The organism is Flavobacterium sp. KACC 22763, assembly GCF_028736155.1.
In the GTDB taxonomy this organism is placed as follows: Bacteria; Bacteroidota; Bacteroidia; order Flavobacteriales; family Flavobacteriaceae; genus Flavobacterium.
In genome coordinates this window covers 2,467,502-2,493,126 of the sequence record NZ_CP117879.1, presented here as the reverse complement: position 1 = coordinate 2,493,126, position 25,625 = coordinate 2,467,502, and the positions used below count along the sequence as shown (strand labels likewise).

Here is a 25,625-nt window from a genome sequence, read left to right as displayed (position 1 = left end):
TTTAAAAATGCGTGTTATAATTTTAATTTATTATAGACCTATTGTATTTTAAAAACACTATCTAATATGCAATTGACTGCAGTTTATGGTGTGCATGTTGTAACTCCTGCATGGGTTACAATGCTTCTGGCTACTATTTCTACACAGGGTGCAGTTTCAATATCTTCTCCTGCTCCTGCTCTTGGCAGATCAATTTGTCGCTGGACTCCGTTTGCGTCTATGTAAATAACATAATCAGTACCTGTATGCTCGTAAGGATGCATGGCACGATATCCATATGTAGTTGTAGTTGGCTCTTCTACTCCACAATTGCTGAATTCTGCTACCGTACCATCATTAGCGATTCTAATCGTATATCCATCAATTCCTTCTTTACGCCAGGTGTTTCCGCTTCCTACTTTGTTTTTTAACTGCGCATCAAGATAAAGCTGGGTTCCAATTCCTAAGGAATTAGAAGCAGCGTAAAAGGTATCAGGGAAAGTTATTGCAGGACACGCTTCGCTTGCACTATCTCTTCCTGGTGTAGAAAATCGGAATGCTTTTGCCATAGCAGTTTGACAGCAATTTTGATTGTCGTTCCATGCAACGGTTTTGTTTAAAACGGGGCCATCAATTGTAAGTGAAGTTTCACTGATACAAGCAGCAACTGAAAATGTATAGGTTTGATCTCCTCCTCTTGGTACAGGCTCAAAAGTTTTATTAACCTCTGTTCCGTTTGGAAGGAAATAGTTAAGAGTAATTGGTTCTTGAGCTACAACTGTAACATAATCTAAGAATCTTTTATCGCAAGTAGAAGTAGAGCAAGAATAGATATCGGTTATTTTACCTGTTGCATCAATTTTATAAGCAACGGTATTATCTTGGGCTTTATACCATGCAAAGCTATTACTTACAGGTACAGGAGTTGATAAACTCTGGTTTGCAAATAATTTAGTTCCTATGCTTAGTGTTTGTGTATTGGCGTAAAATTTATTTGGAAAAGCTGTTTCATTACATGCTAACACAGACGTAATGCCAGAATTTGAAAATTGGAATGGATAACCGGTGTCTTTTATAATTTTAATGATTCCTGTAACTGGATCACAGTTTGAAGGGCAAAAATCGATATTAACAATTTCTGATTTTGCTCTACAATCATCGGGATCAAATAAGGGAGAAGATCCATTAGCCATCCTTGTAGGCAAGCTCACATTGCAAGAATTTAACTGTTCGTTATAAGAGATGTATTGGCTAGTATTTAAATACAATTCATATTCAATTCTCTCATAGAGTTCTTCAACTGTTTCATATTCAGGTTGAAAAGGCGCAATTCCATATCCCATATAGAAACGAACATCATATTGTCTGTCAGGAGAAAATGAAAATTTTATTTCAGACAAATAGCCCGTATTGAAGTTTTGTTCTCTATTGCTTACATAGTTGTAAAAAGAGGTTCCAGTATTATTTTTTAAATAGGGTAATAAACTACTAAAATCTGAACCTGGGCCATTATTGTTGATTTGTTGGTCTGTCTCACCCATTAATGTCCTTGCGGCTAATTTTTTCACTACATTTAATAAAAGCCCTTTTACAATTTCTGATTTTGGATTTTCTTCTGTACAACTTCCAGACATTAGAGAAATAATTACTTTAGAATTAGTTGCCTTACACCCCGTAAGATTATCAGTGACATTTAAAAGTACTTTATGGTAGCCTGGCACTGAAAGCGTGATTGGAAATTCAGCAGAGGTCCCCCTTGTTATTAATGTGCCATTGGGACTGTAAAGGTTCCAATCAAAAGTAAGATTTGAATAATTTTGGGTGCGCCAGAATTCTGCTGTTAGTTCATAAGCTTGGTTCATATTTAATGACGTTGTGGAATTTGAATAATCGCCAGGGGCCATTATTCCAAAAGAACGTTCATTTTCAGTAATACCGCATTCATCAAGAGACCTGACAGCATTATCATAAAATGTTGTACATCCATTTTGATCTGTAAGTACAAGTTCAATTGTATATTCTCCTAATGTACTTGGAGTGAAAGTAAAATTTTGATCTGTACTGTTACTAACCAATGCTCCTTGAGGATCTAATAGACTCCAGCTGTAGGTGTATACATTGGAGGGGAAATATGTTCCGCTTAAAGAAGCGGTAACAGGTGTGGTGGAGACAAGGATTTCATAATTAGAGAGCATGATGTAACCTCCACGCTCATTAGCATCTATAACACACGAAGCCGCTGCTGAACGCAAAGTTGAAATATTCGTACTGTTTATAGCTAACGTATTTTTTTGTGTAGCCACTTTTTTATTCGAAAGATTTTTAGTTTTTTGTGCTCGATTAATTTTTTGTTGTCTAGTACGAAAAGCATTCATTTCTTTTGGTAAATCTTTATCCGCAACACCTCGTTTCTTTAAAATAGATCTTAACTTAATGACATCAAAATCATTTGATTTCTCAGATGTATTTTGAGAAAAAGAGATAGAAAAAATAAAAAAACTTAAAAGGGTAAAAACTAATTTATAGGTAATTTTCATCTGTTTGGTTAATTTTAATTACAAGAAATAACCTGTTTTTTAACTACGGTTTTTTGGTTAGGTGCAACCCGTAAACTCTTTCTTCCTGTATGTGATTGGTCAGAAGAAATGCTTATTTCATTTTTTCTCAATTGCGCTTTATAATCAAAATGTGATGCTTTGTCGCAGTCTTTAAGGTTGCTATCATAATCTTCAAACCCGTCTGAGGCCAATTCGCGGTATTCTGTATTAGAGCCTACAGCGACAGGGAAACGATTGTTATAACCATATAGGGCAGAGGAGTATCGGTCTAAAGCGTCTTTGTTTTCTATTTCTTGGCCGTAAGGATTATATTGTGTAACCTGAGAGGCTGGTGTCCATTTCTGTTTATTGTCAGTTGAAATCTGCCAAATTAAGTTAGCATCCAAAACATAGAACGGAAAGAAATCTGTAAAGAATCCGGTTTTACGTGGAGTAGGATCTTCTGTAGAATTTCTACCTGTTAAGAAAGCATAAGATCTTTCGGCTCTCCAGTTTCCAAGAATATTGTATAAGTACGGATTGTAAGAAAGGTCAGAATCGCTATCTTCAGTTGCTGCATTTTCAAATCCAAACTTTAGATTTCCTTGAGTATCGAATACCATTTTTGGCAAATTGCATTCACATTGCGCAGGCCAGATATCATTGTATTCGACAGCCGAAGCATTCACAATTCTATTTGATGAATCATTTGATTGGAAAGGAGTATTTCCAATATTTGATTTTATTCCTGTAATCTGATTGTTTGCATCATAATTATACAGCGGATTCTTCATAGAGGTTACACTTGCCATACCTGCTGTCTGCATATTGCGATAACCCGAACGGATTACTTTAATTTTTCCTTCGGTCTTAACATCTTGAATCAGTTTTCCTTTCGAATCAATAAGTTTGAAATCGGTGTCAGAAACTTTTACAGCCCAAGCTCTTATGAGGAGTTTGGCATTTTCATTATCACGCCCAGTTACCCATACTTCATCACCATTAATTAAATAGTCAGAAGGTTTATTTTGAGAGGTGCTGGCAGAAGCGAATTTATAACTTCCGTTTAATGGCTCAATTCCAATAGTGAATTCTGCATTTTTTGAAGTCTGACCCATTCCTCGGTATTTCCAATAGGCAGGGAAATTAAAGCTGAAATAATTATCGTCGTATTCATTAGTGGTTTGGGTCAGTAAAATTTCTCCTGTTTCAGCATCCCAAGCCAAGTTTTTAGTAGAAACTTTAGATCCAGAATCGTATGCGACTTTTTCAGAAAGTATTCCTGTACTATGAATTACTTTTGTCGTTGTTGCAGTTCTTATCTGACTTTCATGTTTTGTATAACTCGGAATTGGAGTGGGAACCACAATAACAAATATTGTAATAGGAAGGGTTGCAATATTAAAGTGAATACCAGCTGTTGTAGTTGTCGAAGTGTTTTCTCTAAAATCGTTAATAACATCATAGTCAACTCCAACTAATTTTTTAGAGATATTTCCTTGAGAATCTACAGTTTCTATAGTGTTGTTTAGTCTTCCAGAATTTGGACTTTGAGGATTTGAAACAGTACTGTAATTGTAGTCTACCCCTGAAATAGCTTGCGTTTGTCCTTCTCCATAAACTCTCTGATTTTTCATTTTTCCATCCATATCATTGGTATGAATAGAGAAGCCTTGAGACATCGCAATATGATTCTTAACATTTAAATTTAAAAGATTTGCTAAAACATTTGAAGTGTCAAAATTTGAAGACAATGATGTTTTGTCCACAATAGTAGGAAAGTCTCTTGAAGTATAGAATTCAGTTACAACAGAGCCCGTTGCATGCTTTTTGACTTCTTTGTTCTCTGCTTCATTTTTTCTCGGAAGATTTGCAACAGTTACCCTGCTGTAGGTTATTTTCGGAGAAGGGAAAAATGATTCGCCCAAAGGTTCTTCAACATAGTTATCGCTATCAGGTCCTAAGAGAAGATCTCTTTTGTTTTTATCATAGAAAGGCTTTACAAATGGATTTTCTTTAGAACCTAATGGCTCATAAGTTGCAACTCCAGATGAGTTTCCATTTTTATCGTTATAATTGTAAGTTTGCCCATAAGATTGTTTATAAAGATCATTAGTTGCATTTTCAGTCATGATGTTCCATTGATCGTTAAGTGCAACCTTTTTAACTCTGCTGCCACCTCCAATTTTATGTCCATTTGTATTCATCAGACGAATCCAAGATTTTCCAGTTATGAAATTACGAGCAATTCCAGTCTGTTTTAATTTTCCATTTGGACCCTGAAAAATTTCTAAAAGAGCAGGCATCCATCCAATTAACTGCATGACAACACCTTTTACATCATCAGTGTTTTCTTCGTTATTCATGCTGTAAACTAATCTGTTTAAATTTTGTCTACCAAAATTCCACCCAGCTTTTTGTATTGGATTGGTGTCTTTGTCGTCTTTAGAACTAAATTTATCTCCCTCACCAACTTTTTGAAGTGGAATAGAGGCATATTTTTTTCCGTTGCTTGGATTTTGAAAAAAGCCGCAAGTGCCTTCTCTTCTTACGTAACCCGTGACATAATCATATTTGTCTATGTTTCCTCCAGCTATTGGGTTTGGGCTTACCATATTAAGCAAAAATCTAAAGTACATTGGGTTGTCTTCTGTACCAATAGTTTTTAAATAAGTGTCTTTAAAGTTTTTATCTGCATTTGGGTTGGTAATGTCAAAATCTTTGTCTATTTCTACATAGACATAATCACCTAGGGTGGCAGTTTTAATAGAACTATCAATTGCGTTTGCATTTGATGGAGTTTGGTTTCCACTTCCTACAACTTTAAACATCTGCATGGCTTGTTTGTCTTGTACAAAAGCATAATCATCTGCTTCAAAATTTACTTCAATCAAACCTCCAGAAGGCAGTTTAATAGATTTTAAATGCCAAACAGAAGCATATTTATCAGCAGTTTCGCGATCATTTTGATCCACAAAAGGGAATTCAGCATTAGACAATTTGCCTGTTGTGCTTCCGTTTAGATTTTTTTCTGATGGTTTGTATCCTCCCCATACATCATACGCCTTCATATCATACAAAGGATTATGATTTGTATCTTCTGAAATATTATAATCAGGCTGATCTGAACCATCTGCTTTTTGGGTAAGACTTGCAGGCGCATATTTGAAAACGTATGGAGTAAATTTCCCCATTTTTGAGTTTTTATACGTAAAATACACTTTAGTTAAAGTCAGTTTTCCCTGTTGCCCTTTTTGCTGAGCAATATCCTTATTTTTATTATTGTCAATTCCTTGACAGAGGCTGTAATCATACTCAAAATAGGCCTCCTTGATTGGAATAGCTTTATCTCCTTTGGCTAAGTATTCGGGTTTAGAGTATAAAGAAATTTTATCAAGTTTATACATTTTAGAATTATCACCTCGCCCCCCATTTTCATCAGCTACACCGTATCCATCATTTCTTTCCGAAATATGAAAGATGGCGATATGAGTTTTAGTTTCAATTTGTTTAATGTATAGTAATTCTTTCTCGCCGTACAGATAATTTCCTTTGTTATCTTTTGCACTGGAACGAAGCCCTTCATCATAATTTACAGAATCCTTGGCAAATGGAACCCTCCATTTGTATGCATTTGCACCGCTTTTATTTTGGTATTTAAATTTTGTATATGTTCCTAAGTCATCGTCAGACGGTCCATCGTCTGTTAAGTCCTGATAATCGGAAGATAATACGGAAGTCAATAGGTAAGTATGGGCATAAGCTGGTGTTGTGGTTCTATTAAAGTATCTGTCGCCAGTTTGTTTATTGTTAGGAGAATTATCAACTCCAGGAGTATACTTTACTAGGCCTTTCTGATAGTTAGGATTTGAATTTCCTACATCAAAAGTCACTTCTTTCTTGATAGAATTATAAGCAGCTCTTCCATATATATAACGTTCGCCACCATCTTTGGTAATCTTTATTTCAGAGGTATGATGATCTTGTTTCCCTTTAACAGAATATGGACTGAATTGATTAGAATTTTCGTACTTAGTAAAGCCAAATTGAGATGCTTCAAGACGATTCAGTCTTTCAATTGACTGGTTTCGAGAAAGACGTTTGGTTCTTATAATAGATCCTGTTTCAGCTATAGCATTTGTTCCTGTATTTTTATAGTATTTCTGGCTTGTTTTTCGTGAGAATTTACCTCCTTCTATGTTTAACTTTACAGGGCTATATCCTCCTAAATTATTCTGTAAAAGGCCTAATTCTTGATCAACATGATTGCCGCCAATGTTTTTAAAGAACACTTTTTCATAATCTGGACGGTTGCCACTCTTTTTCTCTCTAAATCTTCCTAAAGCAGGGTTTAAATTTTCCCATACATTAGATTTGCTGTTTCCTAAAGTAACTGTAGCGTCAACACCCACGTGAACACCTCCGCCAGCTCCAAATTCTAAACCTAAGCTTCCTCCAGAAGTTTCGTCTTTTGTTTCGTTGTCATAAACATAACCAACTTGAGATTTATATGGACGATACATTCCTGAGATTCCTTGTCCTTGAATGCTATAAACATCATAAGTGTTGTTGGTAATAGGCAAAGAAGTTGTGTTTTTATTAAAAGTTCTGTCTTTTTCTCTATTAAAGTCTAAGACATCAGATTTCCCTGCATTATAAGTATTTTCAAAACCATATGCTTTTTCAATTTTATGTTTTTCAGAATCCTTGATTCCTTGGCTTGTAACATAACCTGAGAATTTCATACCCGGTTCAATTCCCCAAATTTCTCCCTCTACATTGACACTGAACATATAATTTGAAGACTTCATACCAACTCTTTTTGTCGGTGTAAAAGAAGCATCTACAAAAGATACAGATCCTGAAGTTAATTGCTCACTAGCCGAACCTTTTGTTTTAAAGTCGGTTGAAGTTTTATTGAATGTTCTACTAGTAGAATTTGATAATGTAAAGCCTTCTATTCCTTTTCGGCTATTGTAACTAACTCCCACATTAGTGCCTAAAAAATAGTCATTATCTTTAGTTTCTTTAAGCTTTTTTGAAAAAGAAACGCTTGGTGAGACTGAAACACCTTCAGTGGCAGAAGATGAAATATTCATTCCCACAGATAGGTTATCGCTAACTTGATAACTTAGACCGAAGCTTGAGCTTACTCCAATACCATCATAGTTATTGTATTTTACGCCTAGACCTGCACTTGCTTTGGCGCTAGCTTCTTTTACACCAAATGCAGTTCCAAAAACATTAAAATCTGCTCCAATAGTAATGTTCGGTTTTAGATTATTTTCATAGATCATCTCATCGCCATTGAAATCATCAGGTAAGCCACGTACTTGCCTATTAATCTGTCCTACGTCAAGATTCCATCCTAATCCGACCCATGAAGCTTCTTGATCCATTGTTACTCCAGAATTATAAGCAAGGTTTAAAGGATAGCCTCCAACATCCATTATTGGAATATTATAGTTAAAATCACCGCTCGCTAAATCAACCATGTCAGAAGTGCCGATAGGAGTAAATGCTTCAAATTCTGGTTGTGATGGACCATTTGTCAATGCATAAATTTGCATTGGTTGCGCAGTTTCTAATAGAATCATTAATGCTAAATAGATAGCAACAGTCTTTTTAAATTTACTTACTTTTTTTTGCTTAATCATAAGGCTATTTGGGTATAGGTATCTTTAAATTTGAATTTTAGAGTTCCTTTTTTAAAAAGAAAATCATTATAGACAAGCTGTATTTTTTCATTTGGATCTATTCCTGAAAAAAACAATAAAACTCTTTGATAAGGAGCAATTTTATAGGTGCGTTCATATGTGACTCCCGAACATTTAATAGTATCATTTTTAGAAGTGACAGCATAAAAGTCTTTGTCAAGACCAAAAGACATATATTTAATGGCATCTGTATATTCCATTCCAGTAAAATCTTTTGAAAGAAGATCTTTTTCTTCTTCCTCTTGAAATGTGAATTCTATAATCCGTTCTCTTTTGTTTTCTTCATAGAGAGCATCAACCGTCGTAAGACTGTCAGTCCCCATGTCTTTAAGTAAATAATACTGGATAGGAACTTCTGTGGCAGTAAATCCGATGTCTTCAATTTTTTGTGTATAAGTGCGAGATTTCCAGCCTATTTTTTCAAGGTTGAAATAGCGATCTCTTATTTCTGAATCGTCTGCTGATTGAGAATCTTTTTTGCAAGAGGATAAAATACAAACGAATAAGACAAAAATAAGCTTATTTAAGTCCTTCATACTTTTGATTTATGTAAGTGATTAATTTGTCTGTGATGTCAATAGATTGATCTGCAAATAAGACATTACCATTGCTGTCCGAACTAATGATAATATCGCAGTCATTTTCTTTTGAGAACTCGGCAGAATAGCTCTTTATTCTAGTCCATATTTTAGAAGTCTGTTCGGAGCTATAGAAATCATTAAACTGGTTTAACTCTTCTTTTTCCTTAATAAACTGTTTCATTAAGGTTTGTTTTTGAATGCTTGAGATTTCAGTAGATTCTAATTGTGAATACAAAACATCAAGATTAGCTTTTCTATTGTTGAACTCTTTTTCTCCATTCTTTTTAAGCTCTTTTGTCATGCTAAAGTTTTCAAATACTTTGGCATTGTCAACATATAGAATTTTTGTTTCCGGTTGCATTAAATGCAAGACTAATAGAACTGTTGAAATAGTAATCAACAGGATGTTGATTATCAATAGTGATGGTTTTGGGGTTGTTCTCACTGAGGTATGTCTGTTAAATTTTCGGTAAAAATTATTATTAAAATTCTTGTTATTCTGTATTTTTTTGAAAATATTGACAGGTATTTGTTAAAACACCTTGATTAAGTTTTAATAATAGCAATCCGTGGTATTTTTTATTATTAAAAATGTTAAAATTTAGCCTGTTCAGATTTTCGTGCCAAACTTATAGGTTATTCTCATAAAATCTTTACGTGATTCCTCAATAGGGGGGCATAAATTAAATTATTTTTGAATAGGTGATTGTTAATGTATTGATTTTAAAGGTTTTATTTGGTTGTTGTTTGTGTAAAAAAGTTTTTATTTAAGAAAATAAGATTGCTTTTTGAGTAAAAAAGTAGATGTGAAGTATATTTTTCTTATTCAAGCTAAAAAAAAAAATGGTGTCTTTATATTAAAAATGATATCTAGTCTATCTCTTTATTTTTAAGGAAAATTAGCGACTTCGGAATAATAGTTTGCCTAAAATGCTTTACTAATTAATTCTTGCAAATTTTTAATTTAAGAAAGTAAAATTATCTTAGAACTGCATTTAGAGTTATTTTTCTTTGAAATTGTGATATTGAGTAGAAAAAATAAAAAATGTGAGTAGGGACTATTAAAAAATATGAATGGATATAATTTAAAAAATGCAATCTTTAGATTTTGGACTTTCATTAAGGGGAAATAGTTTATTCGCAATATGTTATTATACTGATTATTTGGTTTTTTTGAACTATTTCTAAATACTTTTAATATCTCATTGTAAATATTCAACTGGAAACTCGAATTTCTGATCTAAGACTGAGGTTAGAGCTATGTAGGCAGTCCAGTGTCCTTAAAAAAGCGATCTCTGTAAATCCGAGTTATTTCCGTGAGATCGTATAGTCTTGAGTTTATTTCGAAAATCATATTATAGATTAGATTATTTTAGAAAGACAAAAAAGTTTATTTTTTTTCAATAATTTGTTTTTAAGAGCCTTTCATGAAAATGAAAGGCTTTTTTGTTAAAACAAACAATCGATTGTTTTAACAAGGTTTTCAGAACTTTATAGACAGTTTATCAGTTAGTTACCTTTTGATGTACGATTTTACTGGGATTTGTTGTTTGGTCTTAGTCTTTCAAACTAAATAATTTTATTTTTTTTCAAATAGGAATTTAGGATTTTCAATTTTTATGTTTTATTTAAGAATATAGCAATAACATGTGGTTTTTATTAATGTTATCTATAACGTTGTAGTTGTTTTTGAATTATTGTTATTTTTTTAAGGGTAATTATGAAGTAAATATTTTTTTAAGGAGTATTTTTTTTGTACTTATCAATAAAAAATTACACAACCGATTGTGTGTGGAAGATATTTTTTTATATTTGTGATGAATACATTTATTAACTAATGCTGCATTTTAACTTTTAAAGTGTGAAAAACTAACCAACAAAAACCAATTTTAATAATTAAATCAATTTTTATGAATAATTTTTTTATTACAAGTAAATCGAAGTATATAAAAAGCTTCGGTTTTTTGACCCTATTGTTTTTGGTCTCAATGCAAATTAAGGCGCAAACAACAGTTACAGGAACAGTTTCGGACGCAAATGGTCCAATTCCTGGTGTGAATGTTAATCTAAAAGGAGCAAAAAACGGAGTAAGTACAGGTTTCGATGGTAACTATTCTATAAGTGTTCCTTCAAATGGTGTTCTTGTTTTTACCTTTATAGGTTTTAAAACCCAAGAAATTACTGTTAAGGGGCAGACTAAAATCAATGTGCTTTTGGAGGAAGACTCAAATAATTTAAAAGAAGTCGTTGTAATCGGATATGGTACTCAAATTAAGGAGGCTGTTACGGGATCAGTTGCTTCATTAGGAGGAAAAGAATTAAATGAAGTGCCTGCCGCCAATATTACTCAAGCTTTGCAAGGAAGGCTTCCAGGGGTTGAGATGACGCAAACTTCTTCTAAACCTGGTGCTGCTATGCAGATAAGGATTCGAGGAACAAGATCTCTTACAGGAAGTAATGATCCTTTGGTGGTATTGGATGGAGTTCCGTTTGCGGGTTCGATAGGAGATATTAATCCTGCAGATATTAAGTCTGTAGATATCCTGAAAGATGCTTCTGCTACAGCTATTTATGGTTCTCGTGGTGCCAATGGTGTAATCTTAGTGACTACTTTAAAAGGAAAGAAAAATCAGAAAGCTACATTTACATACAATGGTTTTAGCGGGATTAAACAAGTTTTTTCAAAATATCCTATGATGGATGCTTCAAAATTTGCCGCTCTACGTGATTATACAGGTTTATATGTGGATGGTGTTGACGAAAAAAGAAATGTAAATACAGATTGGCAGGATTCATTATACGGTTCTGGCGAAATGATCAGCCATGATGTGAGCGTTTCAGGAGGAAGTGAAACGGGAGCTTACAATGCAGGTTTAGGATATTACAAAGAAGAGTCGGTCCTTCCTGGTCAAAGTTATGAGCGTTTTAGCCTTAGAGCAGGTTTAGATCAGCAGATTAATCGATCTATTCGTATAGGATTTAATACCAATAGCAATTACAGTATTACAAATGGTGATAATATCGGAACAGGGACAATTCTGCAGACTTCACCGCTTGCTAATCCGTACAATGCAGATGGCTCTTTGAAAAGAACGGTTAGCATGGCAGCAGATGATCAGTGGGTTTATACTAGACAATCTATTAAAAATTTAGGAGATGCTTATGTTAATTTGAATAGAGCTTTCAGTTCTTACAATAACATTTTTGCAGAAATTAAAATTCCTGGCGTTGAAGGTCTTAAATATAGACTTAATACAGGATTAAATTTGCGCACATCAAATATTGGATATTATGAAGGTCAGGGAGTTTTTGATGTAAACCCGACAACGCTTTCTAATGCTGCGATAACAAATGGCTGGTCAACACAATGGCTGTTGGAAAATTTACTGACTTATGATAAAACTTTTGCAGAGAAACATACGGTAAATTTTGTAGGTCTATATTCAAACGAGCAATATACAGGACAAAGTTCGAGAGTGACTCGAAACGGAATTACTTCTGATGCTTTCCAATTTTATAATTTAGGACAAAGTGAAGAAGAAGCTGTGATTAACCCTGCAGATCAGGATTATACACAATGGGGATTGACATCTTATATGGCTAGGTTAATGTACTCTTATGATAACCGTTACTTCATCTCTGGAACAGTTCGTTCTGACGGTTCATCAAGATTATCCCCAGGTAACAAATGGGTAACTTATCCCGCAGTATCTGCTGGATGGACACTTTCAAATGAGTCATTCCTTAAAGATGTGAAATATATTAATTTATTGAAATTGAGAGCTGGATATGGAGAAACTTCAAATCAGGCAGTATCTCCTTATGCAACTCTAGGAGCTTTAAGTACAAGACCATACAATTTTGGAAGCAATAATTCAACAGGAGTATATGTTACTGAGCTTCCAAATCCTAATCTGGGATGGGAGTTTTCAACTACATGGAACTATGGTTTAGATTTCGGGTTTTTTAATAACCGCTTATCTGGTACAGTTGAATATTATAAAACAAATACCAAAAATCTATTGCAACGCGTGGGACTTCCAGCAACATCTGGTGTAAGCAGTTATGTGGCTAACGTAGGAGAAACAGAGAACAAAGGTTATGAAATCTCATTGAACGGAGTTATTCTTGATAATCCTAAAGGTGTGACATGGTCTGTAGGAGTTAATTTCTATAAAAATGAAAACAAGCTTGTTGCTTTAGCATCAGGTGCTAGTCGTGATGAAGCAAACAACTGGTTTGTTGGATATAATATTAATTCAATCTTTGATTATGAAAAGGTTGGAATCTGGCAGGAAGGAGATCCATATATGTCAATTTATGAGCCAGGGCCAACTGGAATTAATCAGCAGGGAACAGTTGTAGGATCGATTAAAGTGAAATACACAGGAGATTATAATGCCGATGGTTCGCCAACTCGTGCTATTAATGCAAGCGATCGCCAAATTATAGAAACAGACCCAGACTTTCAGGGAGGTTTCAATACTAATGTAACTTACAAAGGATTTGATTTTAATGCTGTAGGAGCATTTAAAAGCGGAGGTGTATTAATAAGCACATTATATGGAGGAGCAAGCTACATGAATCTTTTAAACGGGCGTAGAAGCAATGTTGATGTAGATTACTGGACTCCAGATAATAGAGACGGAGAATTTCCTAATCCGAGAGGAATCAGAAGCGGTGATAATCCTAAATATATGTCGACAATGGGTTACTTTGATGCTTCTTATGTAAAAATTAGAGCAATGACTCTTGGATATACTCTTGATCAAGACTTTACAAGAAATTTAGGCATCGATAAATTAAGACTTTATTTCACAGTGCAGAATCCGTTTGTTTTATTTTCTCCATATCATGATAAATCTGGAATGGATCCTGAAACGAATTCATTTGGTGACGAAAACCAGGCTGTTGCCTCTTATCAGAGAAGATTTTCTGTTATCGGTACAAACACTCCTGCAACCAGAAATTATTTATTTGGACTTAATTTAACATTTTAATCAGAACAGATATGAAACGATATATTTTTAAAAATTTAATTATAGGGTCAACAGTTTTACTTTCATTAGCAGGCTGTTCCGATATATTAGAGGAAAAGCCTCATGATTTTTATGAACCAGGTTATTTTAAAACCGAACAAGGTGTTAAACAGGGATTAACGTCTCACTATGCACATTTGCGTTGGATTTACGGACAGGCTTATTTTTACAATGCTTGCCAAACAGGAACAGATGAAGCAACATACGCGCAAAGTGCAGACGGGAATTTTAAAGATCATGATTTGTCGGGCGTGGGAGTTGTAACCCCAAGTTCAAGCCGTTCGGATGTTTTGTGGAATAACTCTTATTATGATATCAATACAGCGAGCGGTATTATCGAAAATGGCGCAGCCGTAGGAGTTGCCAGCAGTTTAATTGCAGAATCTAAATTTTTTAGAGGATTTGACTATTTTCTTTTAGTGCAAACTTTTGGAGGTGTGCCATTAGATTTAGGAGCCGGTGAATTAAAGTTTAACAGCAATCCTTCGAGATATTCAAAACGTAATACAGTTTCTGAAGTATACACAAAAGCTATTTTTCCAGATTTGGTTTCAGCGGTTAACGATCTTCCAAATGCGCCTAGGTTGACTGGTACGGTAACTAAAACTGTAGCACGATTGTTTCTGGCAAAAGCATATCTTACTTATGCTTGGTGGTTAGAAAACCCAAATAATATTCCAACGTATCCAGATGTTCCAAGAACAGATCCAGATGGACATAATGCACAATGGTATTTTCAGAAGGCTTATGATTTGGCAGTAGAAGGGATTAGTAATCCAGGGGCTTATGGATTGCTTGATTCTTATTATGATGTTAATGCTGGAGCAAATGACAGAAATAAAGAAGTAATGCTTTATGCAGATCATACACAGGAAAGTGAATATTATAATGGAGGCAGCCTTACGTACGGAAACGGCGGCGCTCCAGATAACTTTTCAGGATGGATGGTGACTTGGAACTATACTGCTATCAGAAGTAAAAATGGAACAGCAGCAGTTTCTTCAGTGCAAAGAGAAGCAAATCAATTTTTAGGGCGTCCATGGACAAGAATGGCTCCACCTATTGAAGTTTTTACAAATACTTTTGCTGATAAGACAAATGATTCAAGATATGACGGAACATTTGCGGCAGTTTTCAGAGGGAATTGGAATCTTCAAGGAACAGGTCTTACTGGTGTGGCAACGCTGACCAATGCAAATGGTCTGACAATTAAACCAGGTGATGCTGTTTTAAGTTTCCTTAATGATGAACCATTAACTGCAATCACTTATCCTTCTGGACAAGGCGACAGCGGAGTAGGTGCAGGAGTATTGCCAGGAAGAGCAGATTATGTGATTTCTCCAAAAGGTATTAGCAGAATCGTATATCCAGGTTTCTGGAAACTGGGACCTTACAGAACAGATAACGCGGGAGGATTAGGACAGCCTAATGCTGGAAGCACAAGACCATTCCCAGTAGCAAAATTCTCTGAATTATATCTTGTTGCCGCAGAAGCAGCTGTTAAAGGAGCTACAGGATCTTTGAGTGCCAGATCTCTAGTAAATGTACTAAGAGCTAGAGCAGGAAAATGGAAATGGGATAATAATGGAAATATGGCTAAAATTCAGGATAATAGTGCGGCTATGACAAATGCTACTCCAGCTGTAATTGATATTAATTACATTCTTGCTGAGCGTTCACGTGAGTTTTTTGGCGAAGGATACCGTTGGTATGACTTAGTAAGAACACAAAAATGGAATGAAATTGCAGGAAAATATTCTATAGGAGGATCTAACTACGGACAGCATACACCAGAAGTAGTAACCAGAACAATTGATGCGCATCATTATCTAAGACCAATTCCGCAAGGACAAATCGATGGAATGGAAATGTCTGCTGATGAAAAAGCTGCTTACCAAAATCCGGGATATTAAATTTTATTTTCTGAAAACTAATTCTAAGCAAATAAGGTCAATTTTATAAATTATCTTATTACGGTTTATTAATGTAGTTTTAAACAAGCCGGGAGTAACCCTCTCGGCTTTTAATGTTTTTCGAGTGATTGTTTTACAAATCATATAAAATGAGCAATAAAAAAAAGATTCTTTTATCAGTTGCTGTTCTGTTTTGTTCTATCCTTGCGCAGGCTCAGAAAAGCACTATTCAAAAAAAGAAAAGCAGTGAAGATCCAATCTTTTCAAAGGCAAGTTATATAGGAGATGATCAGATTTATAAAAGTAATATTTACATCCGAAATAAAAATTCAAAAAAAACTCAGGCCCCGTTATATTGTATGCTAATTTATGAGAGTAATTTTTTGCGATAGCAGTAGCCATTAATTGCTTGCTTTTTGAATAAAAAAGATGTTTTAAATTTAAGTAATTATGATAAAAAGATATTTAAAATATATATTGCTTTTACAGCTTTTTGCTTTACTAATAGGATGTAAGGCCAATCAGCAACAAGCCAATTCTTCTGAAAAGGTGATAGCTGAAAATTGGGTCGGATCATGGGCTTGTGCACAAATGCTTGTAGAACCAAACAACATGCCTCCAGCTCCAGGTTTGGCGGAAAATACACTTCGCCAGATTATAAAAGTTTCGATTGGAGGTGAGCATATTCGATTCCGTTTTTCAAATGTATTTAGTGATCAGACTACAGTTTTAAAAAAGATAAGCGTTGCTAATGTGCTTGATGCTCCCGCAATTGATAAAAACACACAAAAATATCTCAGTTTTAATGGAAATCAAGAAGTAAGATTAAATCCTGGACAGGAAGTGTTTTCAGATAAACTAAATTTTCAGTTAAAACCAGGTCAGCTGCTAGCCATAACCATTTATTACGGAGCTGCATCACAAAAAACAACGGGACATCCAGGATCGAGAACAACATCTTATATTTTATCAGGAGACAATCTCAACAATGACAGTTTCTCTGGAGCCGTAAAAACAGATCATTGGTATTCTATCATGGGATTAGATGTCGTGGCATCAAAAAATACATCAAATATTGTTTGTCTAGGAAACTCGATTATAGACGGTCGCGGATCAGGAACAAACAAGCAAAATCGCTGGACAGATATTCTAGCCGCTAGACTAGCCGCCGATAAAGCAACTCAAAATATTGGAGTTTTAAATTTAGGAATAGGAGGAAATTGCGTTGTAAAAGGCGGATTAGGTCCAACAGCATTAGACCGTTTTGACCGTGATGTACTTTCGCAAGCTGGTACAAAATGGCTAGTAATTTTAGAAGGAATAAATGATATAGGAGGAATTAAACGAGCAGAAGATGCTCCAATAAAAGCGCAGGAAATTATAGATGCTTATAAAATTATGATAGAGAAAGCACACGCCAAAGGCATAAAAGTGTATGGCTGTACGATTCTGCCTTTCCAGAAATCATTTTACGACGCACCTTTCAAGCAAGAAGCAAGAGATATTGTAAATGTGTGGATTCGAAATAACCATTTTGATGCAGTAATAGATTTTGACAGGGAAATGGCTTCAAAAACCGATTCTAGAACCATTTTATCAAATATGCATGACGGCGATTTTCTGCATCCTAATGAATTGGGATATCAGAGAATGGGCGAAGTAATAGATTTGAATTTATTTAAGTGAAATTCCATTTGATATAAAACAACTTTAATAAGATATCATGAAATCGATAATTAGATTTTTCGCAATTGCATTTCTTTTTTTAACGGGACAGAATGGATATTCTCAGGATCCAAATTTTCAAGTTTATTTAAGTTTTGGACAGTCCAATATGGAAGGCGCTGCTCCGATAGAAGCTGAAGACAAATTAAATATTGATCCTCGCTTTCAAGTTCTTGAAGCAGTAAACTGTCCTGATTTGAATCGAGAGATGGGAAAATGGTATACTGCAATACCGCCATTATGCAGATGCCAAACAGGATTGACACTAACAGACAATTTTGGAAGAACAATGGTTGCCAATCTCCCTAAAAACATAAAAGTAGGAGTAATAAATATAGCTGTTGGAGGATGTAAAATAGAGCTTTTTGATAAAGATAACTTTGAGAATTACATGAAAACAGCACCAGACTGGATGTTGGGTATAATCAAAGAATATAATGGCAATCCGTATGCAAGACTTGTTGAAATGGCAAAAATTGCACAAAAGACAGGAGTTATAAAAGGTATTTTGCTGCATCAGGGAGAATCTAATACAGGCGATACACTTTGGCCTAAAAAGGTTAAGATTGTATATGACAATCTGATGAAAGATCTAAACCTAGATCCTAAAAAAGTGCCGTTGCTTTCTGGAGAAACCGTTCATGAAGAACAAAAAGGAAAATGTGCTAGTATGAATAAAATCATTGCAACATTGCCTGAGACTATTCCGACTTCTTATGTGATTTCATCAATAGGTTGTGCAGTAGCTTCAGATTTTCTGCATTTTAGTGCCGCAGGATACAGGGATTTAAGCAAACGTTATGCAGAGAAAATGCTTTCGTTATTAGGATATAAATTAGATAACCCAAAATAAATAGTCCAAATGAACCTTTTGTAGTTCGGGCGCCAGTTGGTTTTAAGCAGTTAGATGCAACAGTTTCAGCAGGAAAAGTAGAAATGGTAAGTTATGATTCAGAAACAGTTGGAACAATCAGAAAAGCAATTATTGTTTAAATCTGTTGACGAATCAAGTTTTGCAAAATACACTGTTTTAGAAACAACAGATACAGTAAGTATTCTGATGGGCACACGCATCTAGTACAAATATGATCTGTTTTTGCACTCGCAGAAGAATAAAAGTAGAATTAAAAGATTTTGATTTAAAATAAGCTGAATCTGGAATGAATTGATAAAAAAATACATGATGAAAAACTATTTGAAATTTATAAGCACTGTAATTATTATTTTATTAAGTACTATATCAAAAGCTTCTCAACCTTTTATAACAGAAGATAAAAACCAGAACGTTATGGTTCTGAAAGAAAAGTCTTTGGCACTGTCTTTTTTTGTTAATTCAGATTTAGATGCAGGTATTTTGCGAGCTGTAAATAATCTTCAGTCAGATTTTGAAAAAGTTACAGGCCAGCGCCCAATTATTTTAAATCAAAATCCAAATGCACCATCACCGCTCATTATTATTGGAATGATCGGATCTAATTCGGTTATTGATGATTTAATTAAACAAAAAAAAATCGAAGGAAAGGGACTCAAAGGCAAAAATGAAAAGTTTATAATACAACAGGTTAGAAATCCTTTTAAAGGTGTAGATGAAGCGCTTGTAATTGCAGGGAGCGATAAACGAGGTACGATTTACGGAATTTATGAGTTGTCCAAACAGATTGGCGTTTCTCCATGGTATTATTGGGCAGATGTACCTGTAAAACACAAAGAAAATATTTATTTCATCAAAGGAATATACACAGACGGAGTACCGGCTGTAAAATACCGAGGGATTTTCCTTAATGATGAAGCGCCTGCATTAAGTGGCTGGGCAAAAGCTACTTTTGGTGGTTTTAATAGCAAATTTTATGAAAAAGTTTTTGAATTAGTACTTAGGTTAAAAGGCAATTATATGTGGCCTGCAATGTGGGGAAATGCATTTTATGACGATGATGAGGCCAGCGGACCTTTAGCAAACGAAATGGGAATTGTTATGGGAACTTCTCATCATGAACCAATGGCTTTGGCACAGACAGATTGGCGTCGATATATTAAAAAGAATAATTTGCCTAATATTTGGGATTACTCTAAAAACAAAACAGTTTTAGACGAATTCTGGAAAACGGGAATTCAGCGAAGCAAAAATTGGGAAAAACTGGTGACCATTGGGATGCGTGGCGATGGAGATGAGGCAATGGGTGAAGGCACCAATATAAGTTTGCTGGAAAATATTGTAAAAGAACAGCGTAAAATTATTGAAAAAGAAACAGGGCAAAGTGCCAATAAAACACCTCAGATTTGGGCTCTCTACAAAGAGGTTCAGGATTATTATGATCAGGGAATGCGTGTTCCTGATGATGTAATTCTTTTATTCTGTGATGATAACTGGGGAAATGTCCGCAAACTTCCTGATCTTTCAAAACCGTTACATAAAGGTGGCTACGGAATGTACTATCATTTTGATTATGTGGGTGGCCCAAGAAACTCAAAATGGATTAATATAAGTCCGATACAAAGGGTATGGGAACAAATGAATCTTAGTTATGAAAATGGAGTCGATAAAGTTTGGATTGTAAATGTTGGTGATTTAAAACCAATGGAATTCCCGATTAGCTTCTTTTTAGACATGGCGTGGAATCCTAAAGATTTTAACTCTCAGAATTTATTCCAATACACCGAAAACTGGGCAGCGGAACAGTTTGGAAATAAATATTCTAATGAAATCGCCAGATTATTAAATACCTATCCGAAATTTAATCGTCGTGTTACTCCAGAAATGCTGGACAGCAAAACCTATTCTTTAGAAAATTATAATGAATTTGAAACAGTTGTTAATGAGTATAAAAACTTAGCACTCGATGCATATAGAGTGTATAATGAACTTCCAACTGAATATAAAGATGCTTATTTCGAGCTGATTTTATATCCAATAGATGCTTGCTGTAATCTCTATGAAATGTATTTTGCACAGGCAAAAAACAAAAAATTAGCAGCCGAAAAAAATAGTCTTGCCAATTATTATGCTGATGAGGTTAAAGTAAAATTTGAACGTGATTCTATTCTTCAAAACAAGTATAATAATGAAATTGCAGAAGGTAAATGGCCTCACATGATGGATCAAATGCGTATAGGGTATAAAGCTTGGCATGACGGTCCTAAAAATATTCTTCCCGAGGTAAAATATCTTTCTGATAACGAAATTATTGTTCCGAAAATTTTTGTAGAAAAAGATGGCTATGTGTCTATAAATGCAGCCCACTTTTCTAAAATGAACAATTCAAAAAAAACACATTGGGAAGTCATTCCAGATTTCGGAAAAACATTGAGTGGTATTACAACATTTCCGCAAAATATTTATTCAATGGCAGAAGATAATGTCTTTGTGGAATACGAAATTAATTTTGCTTCAACAGGAGAATTTGCAGTAGAACTTTTGCTGGCTCCAACATTGAATTTTAACAGCAATAAAGGACTTCGATATGAAATATCTTTTGATGGAGAAAAACCGCAGCTTGTAAATTTTAATGGTCATTATAAAGGAGAATTAGGGAAGTGGCAAGCAGAACACATAATTCATTCTTCAACTAAGCATACTATTCTAAAGTCAGGAAAGCATACACTTCGTTTCAGGGCTTTAGATCCTGGAATTGTACTCCAAAAAATATTGATCAATACAGGCGGTTTAAAGACTTCTTATTTAGGAGCTCCAGAAAGTGATAGAGTAGTTGAATAAGTTTTACAAGTTTTTTGTTAGCTAAAAAGAATATTAAAAGGGTGAGAAAATCTTGCTATAATAACTTCAGCCGACATCAAGGTAAAAGATGCCTTTCTGATTTAGTACACAATACTAATGAAGTAAATATCTGTACTATATTAACCTTAAATTAGTGTATGTTATCCAATTTTAGATGAAATAGTATTATGGTGAAATAATCTTCTATTTTTAGTGAAATTTCAACACAATACATGGAACCAATACAACTTATCTCAGATCATTTCATTGAAGAAAAATGCAATTTTAAAGAACTAATTGAAAGACTTCGGGCAGGATTTTCGACTTCAGATATCAATGTGCCCATGCGCCATCATCATGACTACTCTAATCCTGAAGAAGGCAAAGATTCAACATTACTATTGATGCCAGCGTTTCAAGCAGGTAAAGATTTAGGTGTAAAAATAGTTACCGTAAGTCCCAATAACGGTAAATATGATTTGCCTTCGATTCAGGGAACGTACATTTATCTCGATGGACACAAAGGAAATATAAAGGCAATTCTTGATGCAAAATCATTGACGGGGAAGCGTACTGCGGCGACATCTGCCTTAGCTAGCAGTTATCTTTCACGAAAAGATGCCTCGTCTATGCTGATGATTGGAACTGGAGCATTAGCCATTAATTTAATTCAGGCGCATGCAAGTGTTAGACCTATTAAAGAAGTTTATGTTTGGGGAAGAACCATAGAAAAAGCTCAATTGGTTTGCGAGGCACTTAAAAACGCTTCATTTAGCTGTAAACCAGTTTCTACTATAGAAGAAGTTATTTCTCAAGTTGATATTATTTCGGCAGCGACTTTATCGCCCGTTCCGCTTGTTTTAGGAAAATGGCTGAACGCAGGACAGCATTTAGATCTTGTTGGAGCATATAAAAAAGATATGCGTGAAGCTGATGATGAAGCAATTTTAAAATCAAACGTATTTCTTGATACTTATCAAGGCGGACTAAAGGAAAGTGGCGATATTTTGATTCCGCTCACAAATGGAATTATCACCAAAGAAACAATCAAAGCAGATTTATTTGAACTGTGCAGTAATGCAAAACAAGGCAGAACATCAGATGAAGAAATTACCTATTTTAAATCCGTTGGACATGCGTTAGAAGATCTTGTTGCAGCTGGATATTTTTACGAAGAGTATAATTTAAAAACACAAAAAAATGTCTAATACCTACCAAAATATTTGTAATAATACAGATTATAAACCCGATAATTCTGTACTGCAGATAAAAACTATTGATATGCATACAGGTGGTGAGCCTTTGCGTGTAATTGTTTCTGGTTTTCCAGAACTTAAAGGAAATAATGTTTTAGAATACCGAAGAGATATAAGAGAAAACTATGATTATTTAAGAACATCATTGATGTTTGAACCTCGCGGTCATGCCGATATGTATGGCTGTATCTTGCTTCCACCAAATGATGAGGATGCAGATTTTGGCATTCTTTTCATGCATAACGAAGGTTACAGCAGTATGTGCGGCCATGCTATTATTGCAATAAGCACATTAGCGGCAAAAATGAACTGGATAAAAGTGAAAGAAGGTGAAAATGAATTGAAAATTGATGCTCCTTGTGGCCGAATTTTTTCGTATGTCAATATATTAAACGGAGAAGTGACAGGAGTGAGGTTTCATTGTGTGCCAAGTTTTGTAGTCAGTTTGGATCGTCTTGTAAATGTCCCAGAAATTGGAGATGTTGTGTATGATCTGGCTTATGGCGGTGCTTTTTATGCTTATATTGATTTGAGAAAAAATACCCATTTGAATTTTGGATTAACCGAAGAAAATTACAGACCGATTATACAAGCAGGAGTAGATATAAAACATGCTGTAATGAATTATAATAAAGATATTCAGCATCCATTTGAGGAGGATTTGAGCTTTTTATACGGAACTATTTTTATAGATGAACCAATGAATATCGCTAATCACAGCCGAAATGTTTGTGTTTTTGCCGATGGAGAAGTAGATCGTTCTCCAACAGGTTCAGGTGTTTCTGGAAGAATAGCGATTGAAAAAGCTAGAAATGCGATAGATATGAATGAATTTATCACGATAGAAAGTATAACGGGAAGCACATTTACAGGGTCGCTTGTGAGAGAAGAAAAATTTGGTCCTTTTAAAGCTGTAATTCCGCAAGTTGAAGGAACGGCTTTTATAACAGGAGCAAATACATTTTTCATAGACCCGAAAGACCCAATGAAGAATGGGTTTATACTTCGATAATTAATTCTGCAAAACAAACAAACTGTAAATCATTTAAGATTTGCAGTTTTTTTATTTCTAAGTTTAGAGCATAAAAAAAGTCCTAATCAAAGATTAGGACTTTCCGTGGGGAGAGCAGGATTCGAACTTTATAGCTGAAGTCCTGTCTATACTGGGCTTTATAAATTGTCTTTACCAAAGTGCACCGATTATGCACCCAAATTCAATTCTTATATTTCAAAATTAAGTCAATCACAAAAATTAAAGTGCTAACGAATTAATAAACAGTGGTATTATTCTTTTTTTTGTTGTACAAATATATTAAAAATACTGGATTTTAAACTTATTTAAACAGGGTTTCAAAAATATTAGCATCAGTATAAAACTTATGAAGTACTACGCCAGTACAATTCATCTCAAAATTTATGATGATTAATTTGTAAAGATAGAGAAAATTGAACTGATAATTTATTACCAGAACTTAACATAAAGCGCAGCAATAATCAATAACGTAATAACGATTAAGACTGTTGTCTGCGGTTTAATTTTAAACATTTCAGAATCAATTTCGAATGCTTTTGGGTTTACTTTTGGACCAGCAAAACTTATAAGAATCATGGCAATCATTGTAAACAAGAATGATAATCCCATACAGATGTGGAACGGAATTTCGAAAGCTCCTTTTCCGTTATTGTAAGCTGTGTATAAAAGTGTGTCGTTTCCAAATAAAGCTGGAGCGTATTCGTTGAATAAAACAGATAATAAGAATCCTAAGATTACTCCAACGATTGCCGCTGTTCCAGTAGTTCTTTTCCAGAACATACCTAAGAAGAACATGGCAAAAACTCCAGGGCTGATGAATCCAGTATATTTTTGGATGTATGTAAATCCTCCAACTCCTCCGATTCCTAAAACGTCATTCCATGTAAATAAAACAGCCAAAAGCATGGCAACAAAAACGGCAAGACGTCCAATGTTTACCTGCTGTTTTTCGCCAGCATCTTTCTGGATGTACTTTTTATGAACGTCTAATGTGTAGATTGTAGAAATACTGTTTACTTTTCCAGCTAAAGAAGCTACAATTGCAGCGGTAAGAGCCGCAACAGAAAGTCCTTTTAATCCAGTTGGAAGGAATGTTAATATGGCAGAATATGCCTCATCTTTTACTCCTCCTTCTAATTGAGGCAAGTGACCGTTTGTATATAAAACATAAGCAGCAATACCAGGAAGCATTACGATAAGCGGCATTAATAATTTTAGCATACCAGCAAATAAAATTCCTGTACGCGCTGTCTGCAAGTCAGCACCAAGAGCTCTTTGCGTAATGTATTGGTTACATCCCCAGTAGTTTAAGTTGATGATCCAGATACCAGCAGCATAAGATAACAATCCTGGGAAAGTTAAATATTTATCGATTTCAAGCTGAGAAGATGTCGCAGTTGGTTTCGGAATAATCATTTTGAAATGTTCTGGAGCCTGCTGCATTAAAACTTTGAAACCTGCAATTGCATTTTGGCCAACACCAAAAGCTTCTGCAACTGTTGTTAAGGCAATATAAGAAGTTACCAAACCTCCGATAATTAATACAGCCACCTGAATAACGTCTGTATAAGCTACAACCTTCATTCCTCCAAGAGAAATAAACAAAGCAAAAATGGCCAATCCAAGCATGATTACGTGAAGATATTCCCCACCAGCAAGTTTGTTAATCGCAACTGCTCCTAAATACAAAATAGAAGTAAGGTTTACAAAAACATATAAAAACAGCCAGAATACTGCCATGATAAGTGCAGTAGATTCATTGTAACGTGTTTTTAAGAATTGAGGCATGGTATAAATCTTGTTTTTAAGATATACAGGAATAAACCATACAGCCACAATTATAAGAGCAACAGCAGCAAGCCATTCGTAAGCAGCAACAGCGATTCCTAAAAAGAAACCTTCACCGCTCATTCCGATGAACTGCTCGGCCGAGATATTAGAAGCAATAAGAGAAGCTCCAATTGCCCACCAAGTTAAATTTCCTTCAGCCAAAAAGTAAGCTTTAGCATCTTGTTCGTCCTGTTTACGTTTGCGGTAAACGGTGTAACCGTAGACCGAGACTACGATAAAATAAATAATAAAAACCGCATAGTCTGCGAAAGCGAGGTTTTGGTTCATTGTAAAATTTGATTA

13 protein-coding genes are annotated in these 25,625 nt (G+C 34.7%); 8 read left to right on the top strand and 5 right to left on the bottom strand.

Annotation, left to right across the window (positions count from 1 at the left end; all coding sequences use genetic code 11):
* Positions 1-83: 83 nt before the first annotated feature.
* From PQ463_RS10005 to PQ463_RS09990, 4 genes are read right to left on the bottom strand one after another with little or no spacing between them, the layout of a single operon-like run.
* Positions 84-2,516: a hypothetical protein gene (locus PQ463_RS10005; RefSeq protein WP_274257612.1), complete on the bottom strand. Its 2,433-nt coding sequence runs from the start codon at positions 2,514-2,516 to the stop codon at positions 84-86.
* 14 nt (positions 2,517-2,530) lie between these two features.
* Positions 2,531-8,173 (bottom strand): hypothetical protein, encoded by a 5,643-nt coding sequence (locus PQ463_RS10000; protein ID WP_274257611.1) that lies wholly within the window; start codon positions 8,171-8,173, stop codon positions 2,531-2,533.
* Complete coding sequence (locus tag PQ463_RS09995) at positions 8,170-8,769, bottom strand: hypothetical protein (protein ID WP_274257610.1); 600 nt, start codon at positions 8,767-8,769, stop codon at positions 8,170-8,172. The genes PQ463_RS10000 and PQ463_RS09995 overlap by 4 nt, the downstream gene beginning before the upstream one ends.
* Entirely contained in the window at positions 8,753-9,232 is a 480-nt protein-coding gene (locus tag PQ463_RS09990; protein ID WP_274257609.1) for an OmpH/Skp family outer membrane protein, read from the bottom strand. The genes PQ463_RS09995 and PQ463_RS09990 overlap by 17 nt, the downstream gene beginning before the upstream one ends.
* A gap of 1,492 nt (positions 9,233-10,724) precedes the next feature.
* Between PQ463_RS09990 and PQ463_RS09985 the strand changes: the two genes are divergently transcribed.
* From PQ463_RS09985 to PQ463_RS09950, 8 genes are all read left to right on the top strand, one after another.
* On the top strand, positions 10,725-13,814 hold the full coding sequence (locus PQ463_RS09985; RefSeq protein WP_274257608.1) for a SusC/RagA family TonB-linked outer membrane protein: 3,090 nt from the start codon (positions 10,725-10,727) through the stop codon (positions 13,812-13,814).
* A gap of 11 nt (positions 13,815-13,825) precedes the next feature.
* Positions 13,826-15,766, top strand: coding sequence for a RagB/SusD family nutrient uptake outer membrane protein (locus PQ463_RS09980; protein ID WP_274257607.1), 1,941 nt, complete (start codon positions 13,826-13,828; stop codon positions 15,764-15,766).
* Between the two features lie 450 nt (positions 15,767-16,216).
* Positions 16,217-17,452: an SGNH/GDSL hydrolase family protein gene (locus PQ463_RS09975; protein WP_274257606.1), complete on the top strand. Its 1,236-nt coding sequence runs from the start codon at positions 16,217-16,219 to the stop codon at positions 17,450-17,452.
* 37 nt (positions 17,453-17,489) lie between these two features.
* Entirely contained in the window at positions 17,490-18,344 is an 855-nt protein-coding gene (locus tag PQ463_RS09970; protein WP_274257605.1) for a sialate O-acetylesterase, read from the top strand.
* Between the two features lie 93 nt (positions 18,345-18,437).
* A complete protein-coding gene (locus PQ463_RS09965; protein WP_274257604.1) occupies positions 18,438-18,569 on the top strand; it encodes a hypothetical protein in 132 nt (43 codons plus the stop codon).
* Between the two features lie 105 nt (positions 18,570-18,674).
* A complete protein-coding gene (locus PQ463_RS09960; RefSeq protein WP_274257949.1) occupies positions 18,675-21,203 on the top strand; it encodes a glycosyl hydrolase 115 family protein in 2,529 nt (842 codons plus the stop codon).
* 233 nt (positions 21,204-21,436) lie between these two features.
* Positions 21,437-22,411 carry a bifunctional Delta(1)-pyrroline-2-carboxylate/Delta(1)-piperideine-2-carboxylate reductase gene (lhpI, locus tag PQ463_RS09955; protein ID WP_274257603.1) on the top strand — a complete coding sequence of 325 codons (975 nt, stop codon included), beginning with the start codon at positions 21,437-21,439 and terminating at the stop codon, positions 22,409-22,411.
* Positions 22,404-23,471 (top strand): proline racemase family protein, encoded by a 1,068-nt coding sequence (locus tag PQ463_RS09950; protein ID WP_274257602.1) that lies wholly within the window; start codon positions 22,404-22,406, stop codon positions 23,469-23,471. The genes lhpI and PQ463_RS09950 overlap by 8 nt, the downstream gene beginning before the upstream one ends.
* A gap of 450 nt (positions 23,472-23,921) precedes the next feature.
* Here PQ463_RS09950 and PQ463_RS09945 read toward each other — a convergent pair whose 3' ends face one another.
* Positions 23,922-25,610 (bottom strand): sodium/sugar symporter, encoded by a 1,689-nt coding sequence (locus PQ463_RS09945; protein ID WP_274257601.1) that lies wholly within the window; start codon positions 25,608-25,610, stop codon positions 23,922-23,924.
* Positions 25,611-25,625: the final 15 nt, after the last annotated feature.

Excerpts from the sequence above, each read along its gene's own strand:
- PQ463_RS09985 (WP_274257608.1), top strand. The coding sequence starts at position 10,725 with ATGAATAATTTTTTTATTACAAGTAAATCGAAGTATATAAAAAGCTTC.
- PQ463_RS09950 (WP_274257602.1), top strand. The coding sequence starts at position 22,404 with ATGTCTAATACCTACCAAAATATTTGTAATAATACAGATTATAAACCC.
- PQ463_RS09980 (WP_274257607.1), top strand. The coding sequence starts at position 13,826 with ATGAAACGATATATTTTTAAAAATTTAATTATAGGGTCAACAGTTTTA.
- PQ463_RS09945 (WP_274257601.1), bottom strand. The coding sequence starts at position 25,610 with ATGAACCAAAACCTCGCTTTCGCAGACTATGCGGTTTTTATTATTTAT.
- PQ463_RS09975 (WP_274257606.1), top strand. The coding sequence starts at position 16,217 with ATGATAAAAAGATATTTAAAATATATATTGCTTTTACAGCTTTTTGCT.
- lhpI (WP_274257603.1), top strand. The coding sequence starts at position 21,437 with ATGGAACCAATACAACTTATCTCAGATCATTTCATTGAAGAAAAATGC.
- PQ463_RS10005 (WP_274257612.1), bottom strand. The coding sequence starts at position 2,516 with ATGAAAATTACCTATAAATTAGTTTTTACCCTTTTAAGTTTTTTTATT.
- PQ463_RS09995 (WP_274257610.1), bottom strand. The coding sequence starts at position 8,769 with ATGAAGGACTTAAATAAGCTTATTTTTGTCTTATTCGTTTGTATTTTA.
- PQ463_RS10000 (WP_274257611.1), bottom strand. The coding sequence starts at position 8,173 with ATGATTAAGCAAAAAAAAGTAAGTAAATTTAAAAAGACTGTTGCTATC.
- PQ463_RS09965 (WP_274257604.1), top strand. The coding sequence starts at position 18,438 with ATGATTCAGAAACAGTTGGAACAATCAGAAAAGCAATTATTGTTTAAA.
- PQ463_RS09970 (WP_274257605.1), top strand. The coding sequence starts at position 17,490 with ATGAAATCGATAATTAGATTTTTCGCAATTGCATTTCTTTTTTTAACG.
- PQ463_RS09960 (WP_274257949.1), top strand. The coding sequence starts at position 18,675 with ATGAAAAACTATTTGAAATTTATAAGCACTGTAATTATTATTTTATTA.